The sequence below is a fragment of the Pantoea sp. PA1 genome (assembly GCF_056856975.1).
The window spans coordinates 283495-304977 of record NZ_JBXGEE010000002.1; the positions used below are offsets into that span (position 1 = coordinate 283495).

The window sequence follows — 21483 nt, forward strand, 5'->3', positions numbered from 1 at the left end:
ATGAATAAGCTGAAAATTAACTCTTTTATCGTCAGCAGCGCGCTGCTGCTGGGCAGCCTCTCTGCGCTGCCGGTGCACGCCGAAGATGAAGCACAACTGATTAAGCAGGGTGAATACCTCGCCCGGCTCGGTGACTGCATGGCGTGCCACTCGCTGCCGGGCAAGCCCGACTATGCGGGCGGACTGGCGATTACCTCGAACCTCGGCACCATCTTCTCCACCAATATCACGCCCGATAAGCAACACGGCATCGGTAACTACAGTGAGCAGCAGTTTGCTGACGCGGTGCGAAAAGGCATCCTGCCGGACGGCTCCCGTCTCTATCCGGCGATGCCTTACCCCGACTACGCCAGAATCAGTGATGACGATATCCACGCGCTCTACGTCTACTTTATGAAGGGCGTGCAGCCGAACGCAGAACAGCCACCGGAAACGGATCTGAGCTTTCCGTTCAGCCAGCGCTGGGGCATGCGTTTCTGGAACTGGGCGTTCACGTCCGATAAGCCGTTCCGGCCAATCGGTGGCGCATCAGCCGAGGTTAACCGCGGTGCCTATATCGTGGAGAGTCTGGGTCACTGCGGCAGCTGCCATACGCCGCGCGGCCTGGGCATGAACGAGAAAGCCCTCGACAGCGGTGACGATCAATTCCTGGCAGGTGGCAGCCTGAACCACTGGGCAGTGCCGTCGCTGCGTGGCCTGCCGCACTGGAGCCAGCAGGAGATCGTGGATTATCTGCAGACCGGGCGTAACGATAAAGCGTCAGTAGGCGGCGAGATGACCTCTGTGATTGAGCACAGCAGTTCGCACATGACCGACGCCGATCTCAACGCCATCGCCGCTTACCTGAAGTTCCTGGGCGGCAATCCGCCCCTGCAGGCGTTTAACGTGCAGGCGCAGCAGGCTACGGAAGCGAAACTTACCGCGGCGAAAAATCTCAGCGAAGGTGAGCGTCTCTATCTGGATAACTGCGGTGCCTGTCACTTCGTGACCGGCAAAGGCGCACCGGGCGTCTTCCCGGAACTGGATCAGGCGACGATCGTCAACGCCAGCGACCCCACCGGACTGATCCATACGATCCTGGCAGGCGCACAGCAACCCTCTGTCGCTAAGGCCCCGTCAAAACTGGCGATGCCTGGCTTTGCCGGACGGCTGAGTGATGATGAAGTGGCGCAGCTGGCGACCTTTATTCGTCAGGGCTGGAGCAACAGCGCGCCAGCCGTGAGTAAAGATCAGGTGGCTGAGGTGCGTAAAACGCTGAAGTAACGAAGAAGGGCTTCCCCTCGGCCGGTCTGGAGAGGGGAACGCCCGGATCAGTGGAAGGTGCGCGCCACTTCCAGCACGCCGTTAATCACAAACTGCACGCCCATGCAGACCAGTAAAAATCCCATCAGGCGCGAGATCGCCTCAATGCCGCTTTTGCCGACCAGCTTCATGATCGCTCCGGAGCTGCGCAGCGAGACCCACAAAATCACACTCACCAGCAGGAAGGTCAGCACCGGCGCGACGCTCAGCACCCAGGCGGGAAAATCGACCCCGCTTTTCACCGTCGAGGCGGAAGAGATGATCATCGCAATGGTTCCCGGCCCGGCCGTGCTCGGCATCGCCAGCGGCACAAAGGCGATGTTCACCGGCTCTTTGGCCTCGTCCAGCTCATCCAGTTTCTGCTTTGCTTCCACCGAATGGCTGGCAGGCTTCGCCGGAAAGAGCATCCGGAAACCGATAAAGGCGACAATGAGTCCACCGGCGATACGCAGGCCGGGAATCGAGATGCCAAAGGTGTTCAGCACCGCATTGCCCGCGTACCACGCCACCAGCATGATGGCGAACACGTAGAGAGACGCCTGGCGCGCCTGACGGTTGCGCTCCTGGAAGTTCATGTCACCCGCCAGCCCTAAAAACAGCGCCACGGTGGTGAGCGGATTCGCCAGCGGCAGCAGCACGACCAGCCCCAGGCTTACCGCTTTGATCAGCTCCAGCATGTCAGATCCCCCTGATTAATGTTTCGGGCGCTCCAGCGCTTCCAGCAACTCGGGGAAGAAGTCCTGCAGGATTTCAGGCGTCATCAGTTCGGGATACTGCATCAGGTGTTCGCGGATGCGCTCGTTGACTTCCGGCAGCAGTCGCTGGGCCGCGGCGCTGGCGGTGATTTTATGCTTCTTCATGGCGCGCAGCAGATCGCCCGGCAGGGCGTCTTCGTCGTCGCCGTCATCGACCATCTCCAGCGCGTCCAGCTCGTCGAACATCTCCATCAGCGCTTCGGTCTGCGGCGTGCGCGACTCATATTCGCGCGGATGCTCCTCCTCCAGGAAGCGCAGCATGGCGCGCATCGGCGTGCCGTCAGGGGAAGCAGGGGGTTCGGCTGCGAACCAGCTCAGCAGCTGGTGCATGGTGACCTGGTGAACGCGATAGCCGCTGTCGACCAGCTCATCGGCCAGCAGTTCGGCGGTTTCGTTTTCTATCAGACAGATATGCGTGCGGTTGGGTTCGTACTGATCCAGCCACTGATAGATCTCTTCAATCACGCCATCGTCATACTCGAATTTTTTGCTGAGATAGCTGCCGTCCTGCTGGTGGACGCAGGCCTGGATCTGATCGGGGTCGAAGTAAAGTGCGATGTTGATGCCTTTCATGCGTGCTGTCCTGTAGAAACCAAAACAACACTATAGCGCTCAACCCCAGGTTAAGGGAATGTCAGGCATCACAGCACGGGGGAGTTTCCCGCTCCCCGCTGAACCACGAGGAGAGGGAGGCAGAGAAGGGATCAGGAGATAAAGTTTTTGCCCTGCTTCAGGACCACGTCGCAGGCTTTGGTTTTGAGTTTCTCACCCATTGGCGAGTTGCTCAGGCTCTGCAGATTAAGCTGCTGACCGTTACCGGTGTTCAGCAGGCCAGCCAGACCCTGGGTGTAGTCTGTCTGCTGCTGTTGCGCGGCGGGCGTAGTCAGGCCCAGCTTGCTCAGCACCTGATCTTTCACCGACTGCACATTGTTTTTCACCACGTTGTGCTCGACGCAGTACTGCATCACGCCGGCCGCGTTCGTCATGCTACTGGCGCTGACCGCTTTGTCGCCGCCGCCCAGCATACTGGTAATGGAGGAGAGCGACAGCCCGCCATTCTGCTGCATGGTGCTGGTGGTGTTACCGCTGTTCTGCTGGCTGAGCTGCGACGCTGCACTGCTCAGCTGATCCTGCCAGCTTGCTGCTGATGCACTGCCTGCGACCAGAAGCGCGGCCAGTCCCCATCCCCACACACTGCGTTGTGCCTGTTTCATCTCAACCTCGGTATCTGCGTATTCAGTTTTGCTAAGAGAAGCAAAGGCACAGAAAGTTCCTGAACTTTTTTATTTAATTTTACTTTAAGACTCTTCTGTAATCATGGCGCTGAATAATGGAGTAAAGCGCGGCCTGGGTTATTTCACGGCGTAACATGATGGCTGTGTAAATAAAGATCTGGCGCTGAAACATTATTTAATATTCTCGCCCGTTATGGCAGGAATATTCCTGGTTACCGCGAATTTTTGTGGCCTTTTTATCGGCATAAATCCTGATGCCATATACCGGAAGGTAACTATTTATCCGTGAAATCAGTTCTTTTCAGGTTTTTGTTTTTACGGGTTTTTCTATTTTTAGCGCAGCGGTAAAAACTGAGATTTTATTTTGATTGATGTTAATCGAGGGGGCTGAATATAAATTTCATTCGCCGGAAATTTTATTATTCCGGCTTGCGAAATCAGCGAGAGTGTTCATGCTTAATCACTGTGTCAGGCAGTTGTGGCAGATATTTAATCTTAACGGGAGAATCAATATGGCTGGGCAGCCAGAACACAATAACTCTGCAGAGGTCGCGCTTAAACTCGCTGAAGAGAAAATAGCCCTGACGAAGCAAAAGATTGTGGATGGACATGTCCGGGTTACCCGTTCCACAACCGAGCATGACGAGGTCATCAGTACACTGCTTAACCGGGATAAGGTTGAGGTTGAGCATGTAGCAAAAGCACAACCCGTAGAGACGATGCCCGATATCAGGGAAGAAAACGGTGTACTGATTGTCCCGGTAGTTGAAGAAGAAATTCAAATCGTCAGAAAACTGGTGCTTAAAGAGGAAATCCACATCCGAAAAGTGCAGGAACACGTTCCTTTTCAGGAAGTGGTGACCCGACGTGAGCAGCAGGTGAACGTTGAGAGAGATGACGATCAAACCCGCTAACAGAGAGGAACCTATCATGGCACAGGAAAAAATCGTAACACTGTTCGATTCTGCAAATCAGGCAGAGGCCGCGAAAAGAAATCTCGTGAAAGCAGGCTTTTCCGATCGGGACATCAGTCTTATCAGTGGAGAGCGTTTAGAGCAGGAAGGGCAGTCAGTCCGCCATCCGAGCCTCTGGCAGCGCCTGTTTGGCCATACCGTCGATAAAGATCAGGCGGATGTCTATACCCGGGCGATGGATAAAGGCGGCGTGGTTCTGACGCTGCGCACCGAAGAGGAGAAGCTGGCACGCGCCATGACGATTCTCCATTCACATGACTCGGTGGATGTCCCGTCACGTATGCAGAGCACCCTGGATAACGGCACGACCACGCCGGGCGTTAACCCGACGGCGGGTAAGCAGTTTGCCGGTGAGACCAACGACCGTCAGGTTGAGCCGCGACGCACCTCGCTGACCGGTGATGAGAGCGAGGCCGATATTCTGCGTCTGGCCGAAGAGCAGATTGAAGTGGGTAAACGTCTGGTCAGCGAAGGCTCCACCCGTGTACGCCGCTATACGGTGACCGATACCGTCTCTGAAGAGATTTCGCTGCATGAGCAGCACGCTGACATCTTCCGCCGCTCGGTGAATGAACCCGCGCTGGCCGGAGAGGTGGACTGGTCCGAGAAAACCGTCGAAGTGGCGGAGACCCATGAGCAGCCAGTGATCAACAAAACGGCTCATGTGAAAGAAGAAGTGGTGGTGCGAACCGATGGCAGTGACCGCACCGAGACCATCAATGACACGGTGCGTCGTCAGGAAGTGGATATCGACCACGCCCGTGGCGGTCTGGATAGCGAACTGCCGGGTTCGGCGGCTCGAGGCAAACCGGTAACCGCAGGCACGGCCTCACCCGGCGTGCAGAACCGCGACCACAAAGAGAGCCTGACGGAGAAGGTGAGCGAGAAAGCCAGCGAAGTGAAGGATAAGGTTGAAAACAAGCTGCATCATCGTGATTACGACCATTCGCACTGAGGCGCCAACCCTGACAACAGGCGCTGAGGGCAATGCCCGATGCTGAGCATGCACGAAGAAGCCAACCGCGAGGTTGGCTTTTTTGTGGGGGTGGAACCTCGCCTGAGAGGCAGAGAGGTCAGCTTAGCGTTTTCCTGAGAATCGCATTCAGCCAGATCTCATTGCCCCGGCCGGCACGTAAATCACCGGTCTGCCAGAGGTGTGCTGTCTCAAGAGCGAACCTGTTCTCCCTGGCGCCCGCTTCTGCTGTCGTCAGCGACTTATTTTCCGCCAGCTTCTGAGCGCCGCGAATATTAACGCCATCAATCAGTTTCTGTAACCCGGCCATATCCATATCTGTAAATCTGCGGCCATCCTTTTCCCGCTCGCCGCGGCCATATTTGAACGAGAGATACCAGACGCCGTTTGGTTTCAGCGCGGTGGCCAGCCTGGTCATGACGCCAGGCAGCTCCGCCTCGGAGATATGCAGCAGGGAGGCGCAGCACCAGATCCCGTCGTATGTTTCAACCGCATCAACCTCCTGAAAGCACTTATGCGCCACCGCTTTCCCGGAAAACTGACTAGCCAGCGCAACCAGTTCGGCGGAAGCATCAAAGGCTTCGACGACAAAGCCCATGTCACTAAAGGCTCTGACGTCACGCCCTGAACCGCAGCCTGCATCCAGAATGCTTGCGCCTGGCGGCAATTCCCTGATAAAAGGTCGGTAAAGTGCCGACATATCTACGTTTGCCGTATCACGAAAAAACTGCTGAGCGTGCTCCTGGTAATACTCTTCATTGCTCAAAACAGGCTGTCTCCCTGTGCCGCTGGCTGCCACTCGTGCAGCAGGGCAAATTTTGCCCTGTTCCAGTTTGTCTGCAGAAAGCTGTGCCGCTGTTGGGGCGTTTCGCCGGTCTGGCGGATTAACGTTTCCCGCAGTGGCAGGTGGCTGTTAATAAAGTATTCGTTTCGATCGTTCAGGCGCTGCAGCAGCGCGATTGAGGGGATACGTGCAAACTTACCCTGAGCACCGCGATTACAGGTCTGGCAGGCCAGCACCAGATTCCAGACGCCGTTGAGGTTGCCGATCTCTTCGCTGAGCATCAGCGGCAGGAAGTGATCGACATCAGCCAGGTTCTCCTCACCGCCCGTCACGCCAATCGACCGGAAGCAATAAAAGCACCGGCCTTTCTGGTAGCCATTCAGGCTGCTGCGACAGCTGGTAATAGTGACGCGACGACCACTCTGACGGCTGAAAAGCATCTTATCGTTATCGTCATAATCAACCGCAATCAGATTACGTGAAACGTTCATCGCCCAGGCTTCTTCAACCAGCCGCCATCTGGCCTCTGTTTCCGCGACCAGACTGGCAAACTGATCATTTTCTGTCAGCTGGTAAAAGTTATCCGTCAGCCGGATGCCTTTATGGCTGCGCCGTTCATCCAGAAAGAAACGTTTGTCGATCTCCGCGTAATTCACGTTATGAAAGGCATCAATGACATTCGCAAAGCCGCGCTTCACGGTAATGGCAATCAGCTGATCTTCGGTGATGTCGCCCGCATTGAATTGCCTGCACGCCTCCAGAAACCCGCTGCTTTTGCTGGTGATTTGTTTAGGGGCATCCCGCAGGTGAGCACATAAATGACGCGTAAAGGGCACGGCCAGCGCCTCCAGCGTAATCAGATCGCTGTCTGGCTGCTTCAGGTCATAGAGCGCATGGGCCAAGGCAAACTTATAGGAGGCGACATTTTTGCCAAAGAGAATAACGCCGCGCCAGTAGTTTTCAAGGCGGGGATCGGCCTGGTAAAAGCGCATGCAGGTTCCTGTTTTGCGAGGCAGCTCGAAAATTCACGTAACAGGATCAGATAACAAACACAGGTAAATGTAAACCGTAAAGGGCGGGCGGGGGAGCGCGCGCTTTCAGGAATAAAAAGGCGTTAAAAGGTCATAAAGAGATTATGATAGCCGCTGTTGCCGGGCTCATCCGCAGGGACGCCCTCTGCTTAACAACAGATTGTCATTTCACTCACCTCACATTCAGGGAACAGGAAGCAGCGTGACGGTTATTCAGAAGCGGGTAATGCTAGTGGCAGCGCTTGCCACTCCGGTTATCGCCCAGGAAAGCGGCGTATCTTTTAATCACAAGGCGTGGTCAGTAGCCTGCGATAACACCTTAACCTGCCGTGTCGGCGGGCAAACCACAGAAGAGAATCTGGGCGGCGTGTTGCTGACGCGTGCAGCGGGCGCGGATACCGCCACCTCTGGCGAAATCATGCTGCCGGAGGATGATGAAAATCAGAAGCCCGTAACAACGCTCACGCTCTGGATCAACGGCCAGCGTGTGGGTGACGCGACGCAGAAAGCGCATCGCTGGTGGTTGTCAGATGCGCAGTCGCTGGCGCTGATTCAGGCTATCAAAGGCCGCGGCACGGTGGAGTTCAGAGGGGATAATGAGACGCTTCAGCTTTCCGGTGATGGCGCCTATGCAGCCCTGCTGAAAGTGGATGACGTGCAGGGCCGCATCAACACGCCGGGTGCCTGGGTGAAAAAAGGCGACAGGCCCGAAAAAAGCGTCGCGAAAGCCGTGGCTGTTCCGGTTATCCAGGCGGCACAGATCAGTCACTCCCAGCCCTCTGTTCTGACAAAAGAAGAGGCGGCAGCGCTCAGGCCGCAGTTGCTGGCCGCGTTAACCCCGGATCAGGAATGTGATTATCTGACCGCAGTCGGAGAGAAGGACGTCAACGACCATATTATCAGCGGCGATATTACCGCCACGCCACTGGATGCAACGCACACGTTGCTTTCCACCCAGTGCTGGGGCGCAGCCTATAACCAGGGATACGGCTTCTGGGTTACCGACCCGCAACGCAAAGCGAAGCCGGTGGCCGTTACCACCGACGCTCAGACCTGGGAAAAGGGGGTAATCACCAATGTTTCGCTGGCAAGCAGTGCCGGCAGCTGCGTGTTTAAAGAAGAGTGGGTCTGGGATGGCAGAGCGTTTCGTCAAAGCCTGGTAGAAATCAACGATGGCTGCTGGTTTCCACGTTCCCTCGGTGACAGAGTGATACCCACGCTGATATCAGACGTAAAACATGAGGGAATAAAGTGAACCGTAAACCGATGCTGTTCGTTCTGGCGATGCTCTCCCTGTCGGCTCAGGCTAGCCAGAGCGGCACCACCTTTGAGCACAAAGACTGGGAAGTCGCCTGTGATAATACGCTGACCTGCCGCATTGCGGGTTATGGCAAAGAAGAGGACCCGTCCGGCTCTATCCTGCTCACCCGTGCCGCCGGACCCGGAACAGAGACGGTGGGAGAGGTGACGCTGGGCGACACCGAAGATGACAGCGAACCGGCGGAAAATCTGACGCTGTGGATCGACGGGAAATCAGCTGGCGATCTGGTGGCGGCTGACGACAACTGGCGCATGTCGGCCAGTCAGACTTCTGCGGTCATCAGCGCCGTCAAAGGCAACGGTAAAGTGGAATTTAAAGGCGGCACAAAGCCTTTCCTGCTTTCCGGCGAAGGCGCCTATGCCGTGCTGGTGAAAGCGGACGACGTGCAGGGCAGGATCGGCACGCCAGGCGCGCTCACCAAAAAGGGCAATAAGCCGGAGAGCAGCGTGGCTAAGGCTGTGCCCGCACCGGTTATCCAGGCAGCAAAAACCGTCAGCGGCGAACCCCGTTTGCTGACTGATGCGGAAATTAACGCGCTGAAAACCCGACTGCTTTCAACCGTCAATCGCAATGACGATGACACGTGCGACAGCCTGTACTCACCTGCCGAAAACAGCGATCCGGAAACCGACGGACTCACCCTTACGCCACTGGATGAGACACATGCCTTGCTTTCGGCGCTCTGCTGGCGAGCCGCTTACAACGAAGGCTATGGCTACTGGGTAATCGATAATCAGCTAAAAGGCCAGCCGGTGCTGGTAACCGTATCCGGATCGGATTACGACAAGGGCGAGATCACCAGCGTGCAGAAAGGCCGGGGCATCGGCGACTGCATGAACCAGGAAAGCTGGGTATGGGACGGTCAGGCTTTCCGCAAAAGCTATGACGGCGGGACCGGGATGTGCCGCTATATTCATGCGGGCGGCACCTGGGATCTGCCCACGCTGGTAGCGGATGTGAAGCCTGTTTCGGGTTAGCGCTTTGGTTACGCCAGGAATTATTGGGGCTGCAGGAACCGCTGTAGAGCGGGCGAGGGGAGTAATCAGCGTCAGCAAGGCTGCCATCTGATGAACGTGAAATCTGAAAAGATGGTTTTTTCAGCAGTTGTACCTTAGCCTGCGGATAAGGGTTGCGGAAACAGGGGGTAACGGTATAATCCCCAACGTTTTCCGCATCCCTTCAGTGCCGAAGTGGCGAAATCGGTAGACGCAGTTGATTCAAAATCAACCATCGAAAGGTGTGCCGGTTCGAGTCCGGCCTTCGGCACCATTAGTACTTCCAAGACCATCCGGTAAAGTCAAATTATCCCTTAAAAATCAATGAGTTCAGCGATTTTAACGTCATGAAGCGTCTGAGGTTGTCCGTTGAAATCCGGATGCCATTGGGGGCATCTTAACTTCGATTAGAAATGTGCCCCCTAATGAAGCTCAACGCCAGACAGGTCGAGACTGCAAAACCAAAAGACAAAACCTATAAAATGGCCGATGGCGGCGGTTTGTATCTTGAGGTTTCGGCTAGGGGGGCAAAATACTGGCGCATGAAATACAGACGCCCCTCAGACAAAAAAGAGGATCGTCTCGCTTTTGGAGTTTGGCCAACTGTGACGCTTGCTCAGGCTAGAGCAAAGCGTGATGAAGCCAAAAAGCTGTTAGTGCAAGGTATTGACCCGAAAGCTGAACAAAAAGAAGCTCAGGCCGAGAATTCGGGGGCATATTCTTTCGAGACAATTGCTCGTGAATGGCATACCAGTAACATGCGCTGGAGTGAAGACCATCAGTCGCGTGTTCTTCGGTATCTTGAGCTTTATATCTTCCCGTATATCGGTTCATCCGACATTCGCCAGCTCAAGACAAGTCATCTGTTAGCCCCGATTAAAAAAGTTGATGCCAGTGGTAAGCATGACGTTGCGCAGCGCCTTCAGCAGCGTGTCACGGCCATTATGCGTTATGCCGTACAGAACGACTACATCGACTCTAATTCGGCAAGTAATATGGCTGGGGCATTATCGACAACTAAAGCGCGGCACTATCCTGCCTTACCCTCCAGCAGGTTCCCAGAGTTTCTTACACGTATTGCCGCATATCGCGGCCGTGTAATGACAAGGATCGCGGTCGAGCTTTCATTACTAACTTTTGTGCGTTCAAGTGAGTTACGTTTCGCGCGTTGGGATGAGTTTGACTTCGATAAATCACTTTGGCGCGTACCTGCGAAACGGGAGGAAATTAAGGGCGTACGTTACTCTTACCGTGGTATGAAGATGAAAGAGGAGCATATTGTTCCGCTTAGTCGGCAGGCGATGATTTTGCTAAACCAGTTAAAGCAGATTAGTGGTGATAAAGAGCTGCTTTTTCCGGGCGATCATGACGCTACTAAAGTTATGAGTGAGAACACAGTAAACAGTGCATTACGCGCTATGGGATATGACACGAAAAACGAAGTTTGTGGTCATGGATTCAGGACGATGGCGCGTGGGGCCTTGGGTGAATCAGGATTGTGGAGCGATGATGCGATTGAGCGCCAGTTGAGCCATTCAGAGCGCAATAGTGTTCGTGCAGCTTATATCCATACATCCGAACACCTAGATGAGCGTCGATTGATGGTTCAGTGGTGGGCAGATTACTCAATGGCAAATTCAATTGAATATATAGCACCACATGATTTTGCTAGGTTAAAACAAGATTAGCAGGGTCTAAATGACCCCCGCTTTCTACTTTTTCCAGATTGTGCGATATCCTGGAGAGTCTGATTCTGGTGGATAGATGGGGTGAGATATTTGTATTGTCATAGGAATAGGGAAATCTACTCCTACAAGCGCTACTTCACCTTGTTTTAAACTAGGGAGAAATGATGCTGCCGACTTGTCTATTTCGCCACATGCCCTTTCTACCACATCACGATCTCTGTCATTAGTCAATCTATGGACTAATAAGGTTCCTATTTGACTAAGAACTCCTTCAGTTATATCTCTTGGCCTCTGGGTTGTTAAGCAAATATTAAGGCCATACTTTCTTCCTTCTTTTGCGATCATTTCAAATGCATCAAGCTTTACTGAATGGTCTTCAGAGCCTACTCTTTTCCCCAAGAAGTTATGTGCTTCATCGACGATGACTAATAAGGGCTTTTCTCTAAATTTTTCGAGCCTTGCTAATGTTAATAATTTCCTTCCAATAACGTTTGCTAATATTTCTCTTGCGAAAAATTCATAGCTAACATCTCCAAGGCATAAACGAAGAACTCTTTTCTCTGAGTTTAAAAACGACTCTAAGATATCGCCTAGCTTCAATAGATTATCATCCCCATGGAAGACCGGCTTCAGAGAACTGGCATATGTTACTGCTTGTATTCTCGTTAATAGAGAAGAGCAATAGCTAAGATCCTGAGTAGCCGCATTACCCCATGAATCGTCACCATTATCAAAACAGCATTCTTGTACAATTTGTGGTATTAGTTTAGTTACATCGAAAGGTTGGGATGGGTTGTCAACTAGCTTTGAGTTGCCTCCTGTATTCATAGCGCGTCTATAATCAGTTTTAGGCTGTTTAATCTTTCTTAAAACGCCATTAGTAGCTATAGTGGGATCGATAGCTACTAATCTTAGGCTTTTAATGGCTTCTTTTAATTTAGGCCCCTGAACTTTACCAGAAGGATCGAACATAGCAATAAAGTCAGATTCCATAAAGTCAGTTGGAGGGATTCTAAACTCTTGAGAACCATTGGACTTATTAATTGGGTAACCTAAATGGTAGTGGGAGCAATGTTCTGAGTTGAATGATCTGTATTCGCTTGTTGCATCAATAATTATAGTCTTAGAGTTTTTATAATTTGCACATTCTTCTAGAATTTTCGCTGTAGTCCAACTCTTACCGCCGCCAGTTGCACCTAGTATCGCACAATGCCTGCCAAATAATTTATCTGGCTCTACAGTAACAATGCTGGTAGAACCACCGGATATATTACCTAATACTATCCCTATCCGATTTTCGGTGTTTTCATCCAGACTTTTATTAACTAGTTCTGGAATCATTGAGATAAAATCTAATGGGGCGGAATAAACTCTATCGCCCAATCTAGGGTAAGATTTTATACCAGAATCAATACGCAGATTCGATGAATCAATTGTACCTAAAAGTTGTATAGTCCCTATTGCATCAATCTTCCTGCTTCCCTGCGATTCTCTTGATATCTCTCCGCGCTCTCGTTCAGGTAATTTAACTTCAATTAAGCGCCCTAAGACAATTGATTGTTGTCCTTCAATTAATAGTATTTCGCCAACTTCACCTTTTCCATAACGATTTCCCTCTAAATATGAACCACTAACCTCACCAGCATAGATCAAGTTAGCTCTAACCGTTTGAGCAAAAACTGATGAGATCATGCCAACCTTCAAAGTATTTCTTAAAATTCCGGTTGTAAAAATAGAGTTAATCATTTTTAAGAATTACCTCCCGCACTTTTAATGGCCTTAGCTAATTGTTCGGCAGGTGTTAAAGCTCTAAGATTAGGGATTAAATTTATAAAATCATTGAAGGACGCATTTAAGAAATGTATATCATAGCCTGCTAAAGAAAGTTCTTTAAGTAAATTCCAGTATTTGCTGGAGTTACTGTTTTTGTTATCTTTTAAATGGTTTTCACATTTAAAGTCTACAATAATTAATCTCATGCTTGGGTTTGACTTTATTGCGGAATAAATAGGTTCAGATAAATGATCGTCATTAAATCCAAATCCTGAAATAACTAGGCAACTATTTTGCTTGCGTAAAAAATCTAGAAGTCTTGATAGTAATTCTAAATGTGGTTGGATAAAGGATTGTTGGTACTTACCTTTTGCTGGGTATATAAGGCAAGCATCTGTTGCTGATGGGTTTTCATTTTCGTATATTTGCCCGTCTTTTCTTATCCAGCTGACTGAACCGTGAAGCTTAAATAAGTGAAAAACCCCCTCTATAAACTCATGTTCGTTCTCGTCTCTATTCACAACATCGTAATTGAAGTATTTACCATCAAACCTTCTGGTTCCTGTATAAGAAAGGCCATCAACAACCATCATACCTAACTCTGAGGCGGCGGTCTCAAATGTTAAATCATAATTCGTTGTGAATACCTTTAACCTTGGGTCTCTAACTCTTCTCCTTCCCATCTTTTGCAGCAGATTGACATAGGCAGATAGGTCACTATTATCACTTTTAAGAAATGAACTGCATTTATCTAAAATGATTGCTTTTACTTCATTTAAAAATAACTTAACATCTTCTTCATCATGAAAAGCTAGATATGCTTCGCAATTTGAAAGGAAATGCTCAATATTGGGGTTGGTTCTTTCTAAGTATTTTACTTTTTCACAAACTTTTTGCGCTTCAGGTTTAATCCTTCCTTCATCAGTCGATTTTGGATCTTCCCACATTGCACATTTCCATAGATCCCACATGCTAGGGCCTCCAACATCGCCAAGAGAAGTGCCACTACCAGCGAAGAAGGAGAGATTTGGAAACTGCAATGACTTTAGTAGTAACTCATGAAAATATACCTGATTATCTTTCAACTCTTTTTTTTCAGAGTCTGACAAAGGCTCCGGTGGAAGGAGTGGTGCACCAGCTTCTTTTAGCACATTATTAGCTTTACCATCGCGCCAATAAATATATGAGATGTTGTTTAATGCTTTCCATTCATTACTACCTGGCTTTAAAAATGAGATATGCCCATCTGAAGTCGTAGCCATAGTCATTGTCCTTTGAAGATTTAGTGAGCTAAAGAACATAAATTACTACATTAAGAGTTCTAAACAATAGAGATATTCATTACGCTGTTATGATGGTCAGCAGCGCAAAAGCGGTCACCGGCAACGCCTACCTGTCCCGAAAGGGGCTGCCGGAGCAGACCTGCCTGACGCTCACAAAGCCGCATAAGGTGGCGCTGACCGCTTACCGTCCCGGCGACCTGGTAGTGCCGCTGCACGACGCGGACGGCGCGCTGGTTAACGTCCAGCTGATTAACGCCGCCGGTGACAAGCGCACGCTTAAGGGCGGTCAGGTGAAAGGCGCCTGCCACGTCCTGAGCGGTAAAGGCACACCAAAGCGCATCTGGCTCACCGAGGGCTACGCCACCGGGCTGACGGTGCACGCGCTGACGGGGGATGCAGTGTGGGTTGCCCTGTCGTCCGCTAACCTCCTTTCCCTGGCCGGCCTCGTCCGTGAAAAGCACCCGACGCTGCCGCTGGTGATTGCCGCCGACCGCGACCTGAACGGCGACGGCCAGCGTAAGGTGAAGCACGGCGCCGCAGCCTGCAACGCCAGTGTGGCCCTGCCGCCGGTGTTCGGCGACTGAAACGACGCCTTTACCGCGCACGGGGAGGACGCCACCCGGCAGGCGCTGCGGGAAGCCTCAGCCCCGCCCGCCGCCAGCCCGTTCGACACCATGAGCGAGGCCGAGTTTACTGCCATGAGCGTCAGCGAGAAGGCGGAGCGCGTCGCGGAGCACTACGGGCGTAATCTGGCGGTGGACGCCAGCGGCGAAATCCTCTGCCGCTATGAGGCCGGGGCGTGGAAGGTGATTTCCGGCAACCAGTTCGGGCGCGACGTGGCGAAGCTTTTCCAGCGCCTGCGCGCCCCGTTCTCGGCGGGCAAGGTGGCGGGCGTGGTGGACACGCTGAAGCTGATGCTGCCGCAGCAGGCCGCGCCGCAGCGCCAGCTCATCGGATTCCGCAACGGCGTGCTCGACACCCGCAGCGGCACCTTCAGCCCGCACCGGCGTGAGAATTGGCTGCGCACCGTGAGCGACGTGGACTACACCCGTCCCGTGCCCGGCGAAACGCTGGAGCGCCACGCGCCGCACTTCTGGCCGTGGCTTGACCGCGCCGCCGGTCGCAGCGCCGAGAAACGCGACGTGATTCTGGCCGCGCTGTTTATGGTGCTGGCGAACCGCTACGACTGGCAGCTGTTTCTGGAGGTCACCGGCCCCGGCGGAAGCGGCAAAAGCATCATGGCGGAAATCGCCACCATGCTGGCGGGAACGGACAACGCCGTGTCGGCCACCATCGAGACGCTGGAGTCGTCGCGCGAGCGCGCCTCGGTCATCGGCTATTCGCTCATCCGCCTGCCCGACCAGGAGAAGTGGAGCGGCGACGGCGCGGGCATCAAGGCGATTACCGGCGGCGATGCGGTGCCCGTAGACCCGAAGTACCGCGACGCCTACTCGACCCACATCCCGGCGGTGATTCTGGCCGTGAACAACAACCCCATGCGCTTCACCGACCGCAGCGGGGGCGTGTCCCGCCGCCGCGTTATCCTGCACTTCGCGGAAATCATCCCGGCGGACGAGCGCGACCCGCAGCTGAAGGAGAAGATACAGGCGGAGCTGGCCGTCATCGTGCGCCAGCTGATGCAGCGCTTCAGCAACCCGCAGGACGCCCGCGCGCTGCTTCAGCAGCAGCAGAACTCCGGCGAGGCCATGCGCATCAAGCGCGACGCCGACCCGATGGTGGACTTCTGCGGCTAACTGTTCGCGACCGCCGAGCCGAACGGCCTGCACATGGGTAACGCCGGCATCCGGCCCTTACAGCCGAAGCGCTACCTGTATCACGCCTATCTGGCGTACATGGAGGCCAACGGCTACCGCAATCCGCTCAGCATGAAGACATTCAGCCAGGCGCTGGAGAGCATCCTGCGCGAGTACGGAAGGAGCTACCTGAAGCGGCGCACGAAGCTCGGGATGCAGACCAACCTGGGGCTGACGGACGAAAGCAGCGCCGACTGGTTTCCGAAGTGCGATGACGTGAACGCAGCATGACAACCTGAACCGGCGAAAGCCGGTTTTTTTACGTCCTCCGGTCATCTGTGGTGAACGATGTGCTCTGACATTCTCTGCTCACAATAAAGTCAGAGACTGATGAAAATGTTAGTCCGCTATGTGCCAAAAGCTGACATTTGGCTTTGTGGTAAATGAACGATCTTCACTTATTTTATTGCATCAGACCACTGGATAAATTTCTAAGTATCCGGCTTGAGTAAATTCAAGAACAACATGGGTACTGCCTGTACAAATTTCGTCGCACGTAAGTTTACCAATATCAGAAGAATTTATTGAAATATAGGTACATGAGAGTTAGTTTGGTATGAGTTGGATTCAGGAAAGAAGGTGTAAAAGTGTTCGACTTGCGAGCATAAGCCCTTCTGTTAAATTGTTGGTGTAGGGAGAGTGTGTGCCAAATATAGTTTTCGAAGATCGGGCAGTTGCATTCATTGATATCTTATAATTTAAGTCCGTTGTAGAAAGCTTTGACTCGGGAGATAGAACATTTCTTGAAGAATTGGTCGAAACATTGGGAGCGGGTGTTCCAAGATTAGATGGTAAGGTCAGTCCATCCATATGTCGAGATCTAATTCCGAAACATATTTCCATTTTCGACCGTATTATTTTAAGTGCGCCATTAATCTCGGAAAAAATGAGTGACTATCTCAATAGCGAGATCAAGAGAAACTAGTTCATTGTTTACACCTAACAATTCAATTAACTTCGCGCCTGCGGCACCGGATGCATCAAAACTGAGCCGGTTATTGAGGCGTTATACATATTGAGGAAACATGGCAACATCACCTGAGCATCAATTTATTGCAGAAACAATGGACAGTGTTTTATCAAGATACGCAAGTACCAAGTTGCTTGGAGTTCTTGAAGCTGGAAGGAAGAAATTCGACTACAGCTGTGTGTTAGAAAGAGACTTTCATCGAGTCTTATCGGCACAAGTTTTATGGTCGCATACTGAGGGGATTCATAAAGACCTGATGACCTTGCTGCATGAAGAAGAATCGTATCTGAAAGTTTATTTTGCAAAAGATACAACCAAACACCGAATGCGAATCGATGAAGTTATCTCAGAGTATAAGAAAAGCTCACAAACCCGCGCACTGCTAAAAGGGTTACGAATAATCTACCTTCCTAGTGAATTTGACGCTGATAAATTATCAGAACAAAAGTTAATGTCAGGTCTTATGTCTCATCTAGTATGCAAAGATTTGCTGTTTGGTACTGTCTTTGGGAGATTATCTAGTTTTGATATTAGAGTTTTTGCAAATCATGGAGGGCCATTTGGTCTTAAATACGCTGTACTTGATGAGATTACAGAAAATGGATTAATCCACAACCCGACATTTAAAGAAAGGCTAGGTTACTCAACTACAGGTACAATAAGAGAAGTTACGACAATGTTGTCAGCATTGGGGTTAGTCAAACGACTAGACAACTCAGTTATTTTGCTGCCAACCCTTAAAGGGCGAATGCTCCTGGATTTAGCAAGAAAATTGGTGGTTGATAACAGCTCCGATGAAACAGCGAGCGGTGAGTTTGAAATCATTAAAAGTCTATTGTTCCCGATTGGTTCAAATGGTCAGTTTAATTACTTAAAAGAGATCAAAGAGTCAGCACTTTACTCAGCCAACAATTTTGGGAGGAAGCTAACTGTAAGCGTCCAGTCGGAAGGCACAAAGTTTTATAAAACTTTCAATTGGGATGACTGGCGTGAGCAACTTCAAATGATGCCAGAATTAAAAGACAAGTTGTTCACTGAAACTGACTTCGACTATGTGTATTAAAAATATGTATAACAAACCGTTCAAGCGGGACTGTTAACATTTGGCTCGGTTTCGCTTCGTTACGTGACCTGCTCCCGGTTGATTATTACACGTCAATGTTAGTCTTGCATCCCTGCGGTTATGACAAATGCGAACCTCCGCTCATCGCTCAGAGCGGACGCTGCGGCGCAAAGGTCCGCTCCGTGCCAGAAGCGGAAGTAGCTAACAACAGTTTGTATGGAGCAACTGGGAGCAGGTCACGGTATCTGGGCATTGAAGTCGATGATGCGTTGGAGATCTCTGAATCGATTGAAGTCTAAGGTTGTCAGGGTTGCAACAGCAGCCCTGTGCCAAAAGCGGACGTTGATGACCCCGGGATGTACTAATCTGCGGAAAGCAAGCCAGAGTGTAAAGCAGTGGAGATAAGCTTATGAGAATTGTTGAGATATTGCAGTACACCCTGAAACCCGGTACGGGTCCGAAGTTTCATCAAGTCATGGTAGATATAAGTGCTCCTCTGCATCATGAGGCGGGTATCGACGTTGTTGCGTTCGGTTGCTCACTGCATGACGAGGATTCGTATTACCTGATTCGGGCATTTGATGACATTGAGCATATGGAGGCATCGCAGGAAGCATTTTACGGTAGTCAGGCTTGGCAGAAGGGGCCTCGAACAGCAATCATCGAACGGATCAAAACTAGCGTGAAGGCAGTCATAACTTTGCCTGAAACAGTGGTTGAAGGATTGAGAAGTTAAGTAACGACTGGCTTTTATTAAATACGAGAGAACGGCAAAATCGCGGTGGAAACGCTACTCAATGTACTGGCTGAAACGCAGAAGGTAGCCATCCGGATCCTGCACAAGAAACTCTCGCTGGCAGGCAATTTTTTCTCCGATGTTGTAGTGGTTATCACGGAGATCCCGGTACAGCGTTACGCCGTGAGCATTTATGCGGTCTAACATCCGTTCAATGTCGTCCACTTCTATCTGAAAATTAACACCACGCCCCAGCGGGCAGGAGAGTTCTGCAGTATTCCATCCGCCAGGATGAAACTGCTCAAGCATCAGTTGTGCCTCACCAAGGTTGATATAGGCAAAATCGGGCTCTGAGCGCCTTATCATGACATTGAAGCCAAGCACGTCGCTATAGAAGTGCAGAGAGACGGAAAAATCCGTTACGGTGATTTCGGGAACCATACGGTTCCAGTAGATGTGGTTTGTATCAGTCATGTTTTTTCATCCCTTTTTGACGGACGTAGCATACACCAGATGCGTTGTGCGGGGGCCTGACTGCGGTGTCATGTTTAATGTGGCAGAACTACCCATGTCATCATGATTTTGACGTCCGCCTGTCGCTCATAGTAGACATCGTCCTGCACCCTGTACGCTTTGTGCCATAAGAGGACACATCAATAGTCATTGTGCTAGTTTTGAGGCTGATACTGTTTGTTTATATAGGAGTAAACAAGTGAAGATCGACTGGCACAGTTCTTCTTTAACCCGCACCACTGTCGTTGATAAAAATTACAAAAATACACAAAATGTTTGTCGTTTCATTATTGATGAATGTAGTCCGGATTTTCGATTTGATCGTGCGTTTATGGTCTGTATAAGAAATGATGCCCCAAAAAATTTAGGGGATTTGGTGGATGAGTGGAATCGCAGACATTCACTGTAAATTAACCTGCTGCTTGCCCACTGCTGGCATTGCCGAGCATACATGTCCGTTCCGTTCCGTGCCAAAAGTCGAAGTATATCTCACTTGCTGAAAACTATATGAGTTATGCGTGGATACAACCACCTTACAGTTTATCGGAACATCAGCCTGAATTATCATTCACTGGCAATATTTTTTGTTAAGCTCATTAAATGACTTCATCTGCAAGTGATATTCATAAACTAAGGATTTATCATCAATCGTGTATGCAATCGGACGGCGTGAGTACTTAACGTCTAATATCAAGTGTTGTGGCTCTGCAGAGATAAACCGAGCACCTATTTTTTGATTGATTTTTGTTCGGCCAGAAATGATTCCGCACACATAATTCGCCCCCTCAAAGTGATGAGTGCTCATTTCGGAGAATGATATTGGCTTTGAAAAATCAATATCGCTATCGCAAAAACCTAACATCATTTTCTTATTATTTTCATTTGAAGGATCTTTTGCTAAAAAATCTTTGAATAAATCACAACTTGCCGATGAACTCGCTATTTTTTTAAGAAAATTAATCACATATGGTTTAATTTGTTTGTGCTGAATATTTTCTTGACCATACGAAGCTGGAACTATAGTTAATAGAAGCAACGCAGATAAAACCAAACTTCTCATGAGCCTTCCTCCGTGAATGGATGTCCATGTTATATCGGCAAAAAAACACCTAACTTTAATGACCTGTGATTTTCAACCACATTAGACGCTTAAATCACCTTGTGGTGCAATCAATAGCAATCCGTCCTTTCCTCGCTCAACGCGGACGTCATTAACCTCGTTTAACTTCTCCTGTCATAAGGGGGGGAAGTCTTTACAAAATAATTTGAATGCTTGGTGATTTCCAAACAATACTTTCGGGTATAAACTCAGCGGATATGATTAGCTGAAAATGGAGTAATCGATGTTTACCCTTGGCGCACACCTTTCATCCAAACGTACCGGATATACTCATCATGGTATTTACATTGGGAGTGGTAAAGTTATCCATTATTCAGGTCTGGCAAGTGGGTTAAGCAAAGGTAAAGTCTGTGAGACTTCGTTTGAAGACTTCAATCAGAACCAGAGCGAAGTTGCCATTATCGAACATCTGGATGCTAAATGTGTTTACTCCAATGTAGATATTGTGAAAAGGGCTAAATCCAGACTGGGTGAGGATGGATATAATATATTCAACAACAACTGTGAGCATTTTGCGACATGGTGTGTGACTGGCGTTAGTGAAAGCGCTCAGGTCAAAACAGTGAAGACTATGGCATTATCTGTAGGGCAGGCGGGGGTCAATGCTTACAGCTATTATAAAATAACTCAAACAGCCCCCACGGTATTAAGAACTGCGGCGTCCATGGCAAGCCGTCAGGTTGCTACGCGAGCTATAGCATCAGGGGCAATGACATCCGGTACTTCAGCATTGACAGGTATATCGTCTGTTGCTAGTGGTGCAGGGTTAACTACAGCAGCTTTCTCTGGTGGAGCGAGTAGTATTGTTGGCTTAACTGGAGCTTCAGCAGCTACAGTAGCTGCGGCCCCCGTTGTGCTTGCCGCGGGAGGCGTAGCTTTAGTTGGGTATGGTGTATATAAAGTATGGTCATGGCTTAGCGACTAATTCTCAAATAAGCATTTAAACGCCGTGGTCGTAGTGTCGATGAGTTCTCCGAGGTGATCGGAATCGACGTTGCGGATGCAACGCTGGAGGGCTATGTAAAATACGGTGATCTGCTCCCTGCCGGTCAACACACGGGAAGGTGAGTAGAGCATTATCAATAGCGATGATAGTTGTGAACGTCTGCTCCTCGCTCAAAACGGCAACTGCGCCGCAAAGGTCCGCTCTGTG

At 50.6% G+C, this 21483-nt stretch carries 19 protein-coding genes, 1 tRNA gene and 2 pseudogenes; 13 read left to right on the forward strand and 9 right to left on the reverse strand.

Translation table 11 applies throughout. The features are described from left to right. Positions 1-1263, forward strand: coding sequence for a c-type cytochrome (locus AC1V0D_RS12080; RefSeq protein WP_482907469.1), 1263 nt, complete (start codon positions 1-3; stop codon positions 1261-1263). A gap of 47 nt (positions 1264-1310) precedes the next feature. Here the strand turns inward: AC1V0D_RS12080 and AC1V0D_RS12085 are convergent, their stop codons facing one another. From AC1V0D_RS12085 to AC1V0D_RS12095, 3 genes are all read right to left on the reverse strand, one after another. Beyond that, positions 1311-1979, reverse strand: a complete 669-nt coding sequence (locus tag AC1V0D_RS12085) for a MarC family NAAT transporter (protein ID WP_140923198.1) — start codon at positions 1977-1979, stop codon at positions 1311-1313. Between the two features lie 15 nt (positions 1980-1994). Next, complete coding sequence (locus tag AC1V0D_RS12090; protein ID WP_046101128.1) at positions 1995-2630, reverse strand: hypothetical protein; 636 nt, start codon at positions 2628-2630, stop codon at positions 1995-1997. 131 nt (positions 2631-2761) lie between these two features. After that, complete coding sequence (locus AC1V0D_RS12095) at positions 2762-3271, reverse strand: YjjA family protein (RefSeq protein ID WP_482907470.1); 510 nt, start codon at positions 3269-3271, stop codon at positions 2762-2764. Between the two features lie 533 nt (positions 3272-3804). Here AC1V0D_RS12095 and AC1V0D_RS12100 point away from each other — a divergent pair. Continuing rightward, positions 3805-4206: a DUF2382 domain-containing protein gene (locus AC1V0D_RS12100; protein WP_033736634.1), complete on the forward strand. Its 402-nt coding sequence runs from the start codon at positions 3805-3807 to the stop codon at positions 4204-4206. 16 nt (positions 4207-4222) lie between these two features. Continuing rightward, positions 4223-5221, forward strand: coding sequence for a YsnF/AvaK domain-containing protein (locus tag AC1V0D_RS12105; protein ID WP_482907471.1), 999 nt, complete (start codon positions 4223-4225; stop codon positions 5219-5221). A 118-nt stretch (positions 5222-5339) separates the two neighbouring features. Here AC1V0D_RS12105 and AC1V0D_RS12110 read toward each other — a convergent pair whose 3' ends face one another. Beyond that, on the reverse strand, positions 5340-6005 hold the full coding sequence (locus tag AC1V0D_RS12110) for a class I SAM-dependent methyltransferase (RefSeq protein ID WP_482907472.1): 666 nt from the start codon (positions 6003-6005) through the stop codon (positions 5340-5342). Further along, entirely contained in the window at positions 6002-7015 is a 1014-nt protein-coding gene (locus AC1V0D_RS12115; protein ID WP_482907473.1) for an HNH endonuclease family protein, read from the reverse strand. The genes AC1V0D_RS12110 and AC1V0D_RS12115 overlap by 4 nt, the downstream gene beginning before the upstream one ends. A 265-nt stretch (positions 7016-7280) precedes the next feature. Here AC1V0D_RS12115 and AC1V0D_RS12120 point away from each other — a divergent pair, with 265 nt between their 5' ends. The 4 genes from AC1V0D_RS12120 to AC1V0D_RS12135 all read left to right on the forward strand — a co-directional run bounded on the left by AC1V0D_RS12120 (position 7281) and on the right by AC1V0D_RS12135 (position 11058). After that, on the forward strand, positions 7281-8309 hold the full coding sequence (locus tag AC1V0D_RS12120) for a DUF1176 domain-containing protein (protein ID WP_482907474.1): 1029 nt from the start codon (positions 7281-7283) through the stop codon (positions 8307-8309). Positions 8310-8320: 11 nt separating this feature from the next. Further along, a complete protein-coding gene (locus AC1V0D_RS12125) occupies positions 8321-9352 on the forward strand; it encodes a DUF1176 domain-containing protein (RefSeq protein WP_482907560.1) in 1032 nt (343 codons plus the stop codon). A 207-nt stretch (positions 9353-9559) separates the two neighbouring features. Then, a tRNA-Leu gene (locus tag AC1V0D_RS12130) sits at positions 9560-9644 on the forward strand. 151 nt (positions 9645-9795) lie between these two features. Next, positions 9796-11058 carry a tyrosine-type recombinase/integrase gene (locus AC1V0D_RS12135; protein ID WP_482907475.1) on the forward strand — a complete coding sequence of 421 codons (1263 nt, stop codon included), beginning with the start codon at positions 9796-9798 and terminating at the stop codon, positions 11056-11058. A gap of 24 nt (positions 11059-11082) precedes the next feature. Here the strand turns inward: AC1V0D_RS12135 and AC1V0D_RS12140 are convergent, their stop codons facing one another. Next, positions 11083-12804: an ATP-binding protein gene (locus AC1V0D_RS12140; RefSeq protein WP_482907476.1), complete on the reverse strand. Its 1722-nt coding sequence runs from the start codon at positions 12802-12804 to the stop codon at positions 11083-11085. Between the two features lie 2 nt (positions 12805-12806). After that, positions 12807-14093, reverse strand: a complete 1287-nt coding sequence (locus tag AC1V0D_RS12145) for an SIR2 family protein (protein ID WP_482907477.1) — start codon at positions 14091-14093, stop codon at positions 12807-12809. A 113-nt stretch (positions 14094-14206) separates the two neighbouring features. Here AC1V0D_RS12145 and AC1V0D_RS12150 point away from each other — a divergent pair. The 3 genes and pseudogenes from AC1V0D_RS12150 to AC1V0D_RS12160 all read left to right on the forward strand — a co-directional run. Beyond that, positions 14207-16159: pseudogene (locus tag AC1V0D_RS12150) on the forward strand (phage/plasmid primase, P4 family); the annotation flags it as partial. Between the two features lie 794 nt (positions 16160-16953). After that, positions 16954-17961 carry a hypothetical protein gene (locus tag AC1V0D_RS12155; RefSeq protein ID WP_482907478.1) on the forward strand — a complete coding sequence of 336 codons (1008 nt, stop codon included), beginning with the start codon at positions 16954-16956 and terminating at the stop codon, positions 17959-17961. A 409-nt stretch (positions 17962-18370) separates the two neighbouring features. Then, a complete protein-coding gene (locus AC1V0D_RS12160) occupies positions 18371-18697 on the forward strand; it encodes an NIPSNAP family protein (protein WP_482907479.1) in 327 nt (108 codons plus the stop codon). A 54-nt stretch (positions 18698-18751) separates the two neighbouring features. On the opposite strand, the gene AC1V0D_RS12165 is transcribed toward AC1V0D_RS12160, so the two are convergent. Further along, positions 18752-19171: a bleomycin resistance protein gene (locus AC1V0D_RS12165; RefSeq protein ID WP_482907480.1), complete on the reverse strand. Its 420-nt coding sequence runs from the start codon at positions 19169-19171 to the stop codon at positions 18752-18754. Between the two features lie 238 nt (positions 19172-19409). On the opposite strand from AC1V0D_RS12165, the gene AC1V0D_RS12170 reads away from it, so the two are divergent. Then, the gene (locus AC1V0D_RS12170) at positions 19410-19619 is read left to right on the forward strand and encodes a DUF6434 domain-containing protein (RefSeq protein WP_482907481.1); all 210 of its coding nucleotides are present in this window, start codon (positions 19410-19412) and stop codon (positions 19617-19619) included. 159 nt (positions 19620-19778) lie between these two features. Here AC1V0D_RS12170 and AC1V0D_RS12175 read toward each other — a convergent pair whose 3' ends face one another. Continuing rightward, a complete protein-coding gene (locus tag AC1V0D_RS12175) occupies positions 19779-20270 on the reverse strand; it encodes a hypothetical protein (RefSeq protein ID WP_482907482.1) in 492 nt (163 codons plus the stop codon). A 283-nt stretch (positions 20271-20553) separates the two neighbouring features. Here AC1V0D_RS12175 and AC1V0D_RS12180 point away from each other — a divergent pair, with 283 nt between their 5' ends. Further along, positions 20554-21255 (forward strand): lecithin retinol acyltransferase family protein, encoded by a 702-nt coding sequence (locus tag AC1V0D_RS12180; protein WP_482907483.1) that lies wholly within the window; start codon positions 20554-20556, stop codon positions 21253-21255. A gap of 11 nt (positions 21256-21266) precedes the next feature. Further along, a pseudogene (locus AC1V0D_RS12185) lies at positions 21267-21362 on the forward strand (major capsid protein); the annotation flags it as partial. Positions 21363-21483 lie beyond the last annotated feature (121 nt).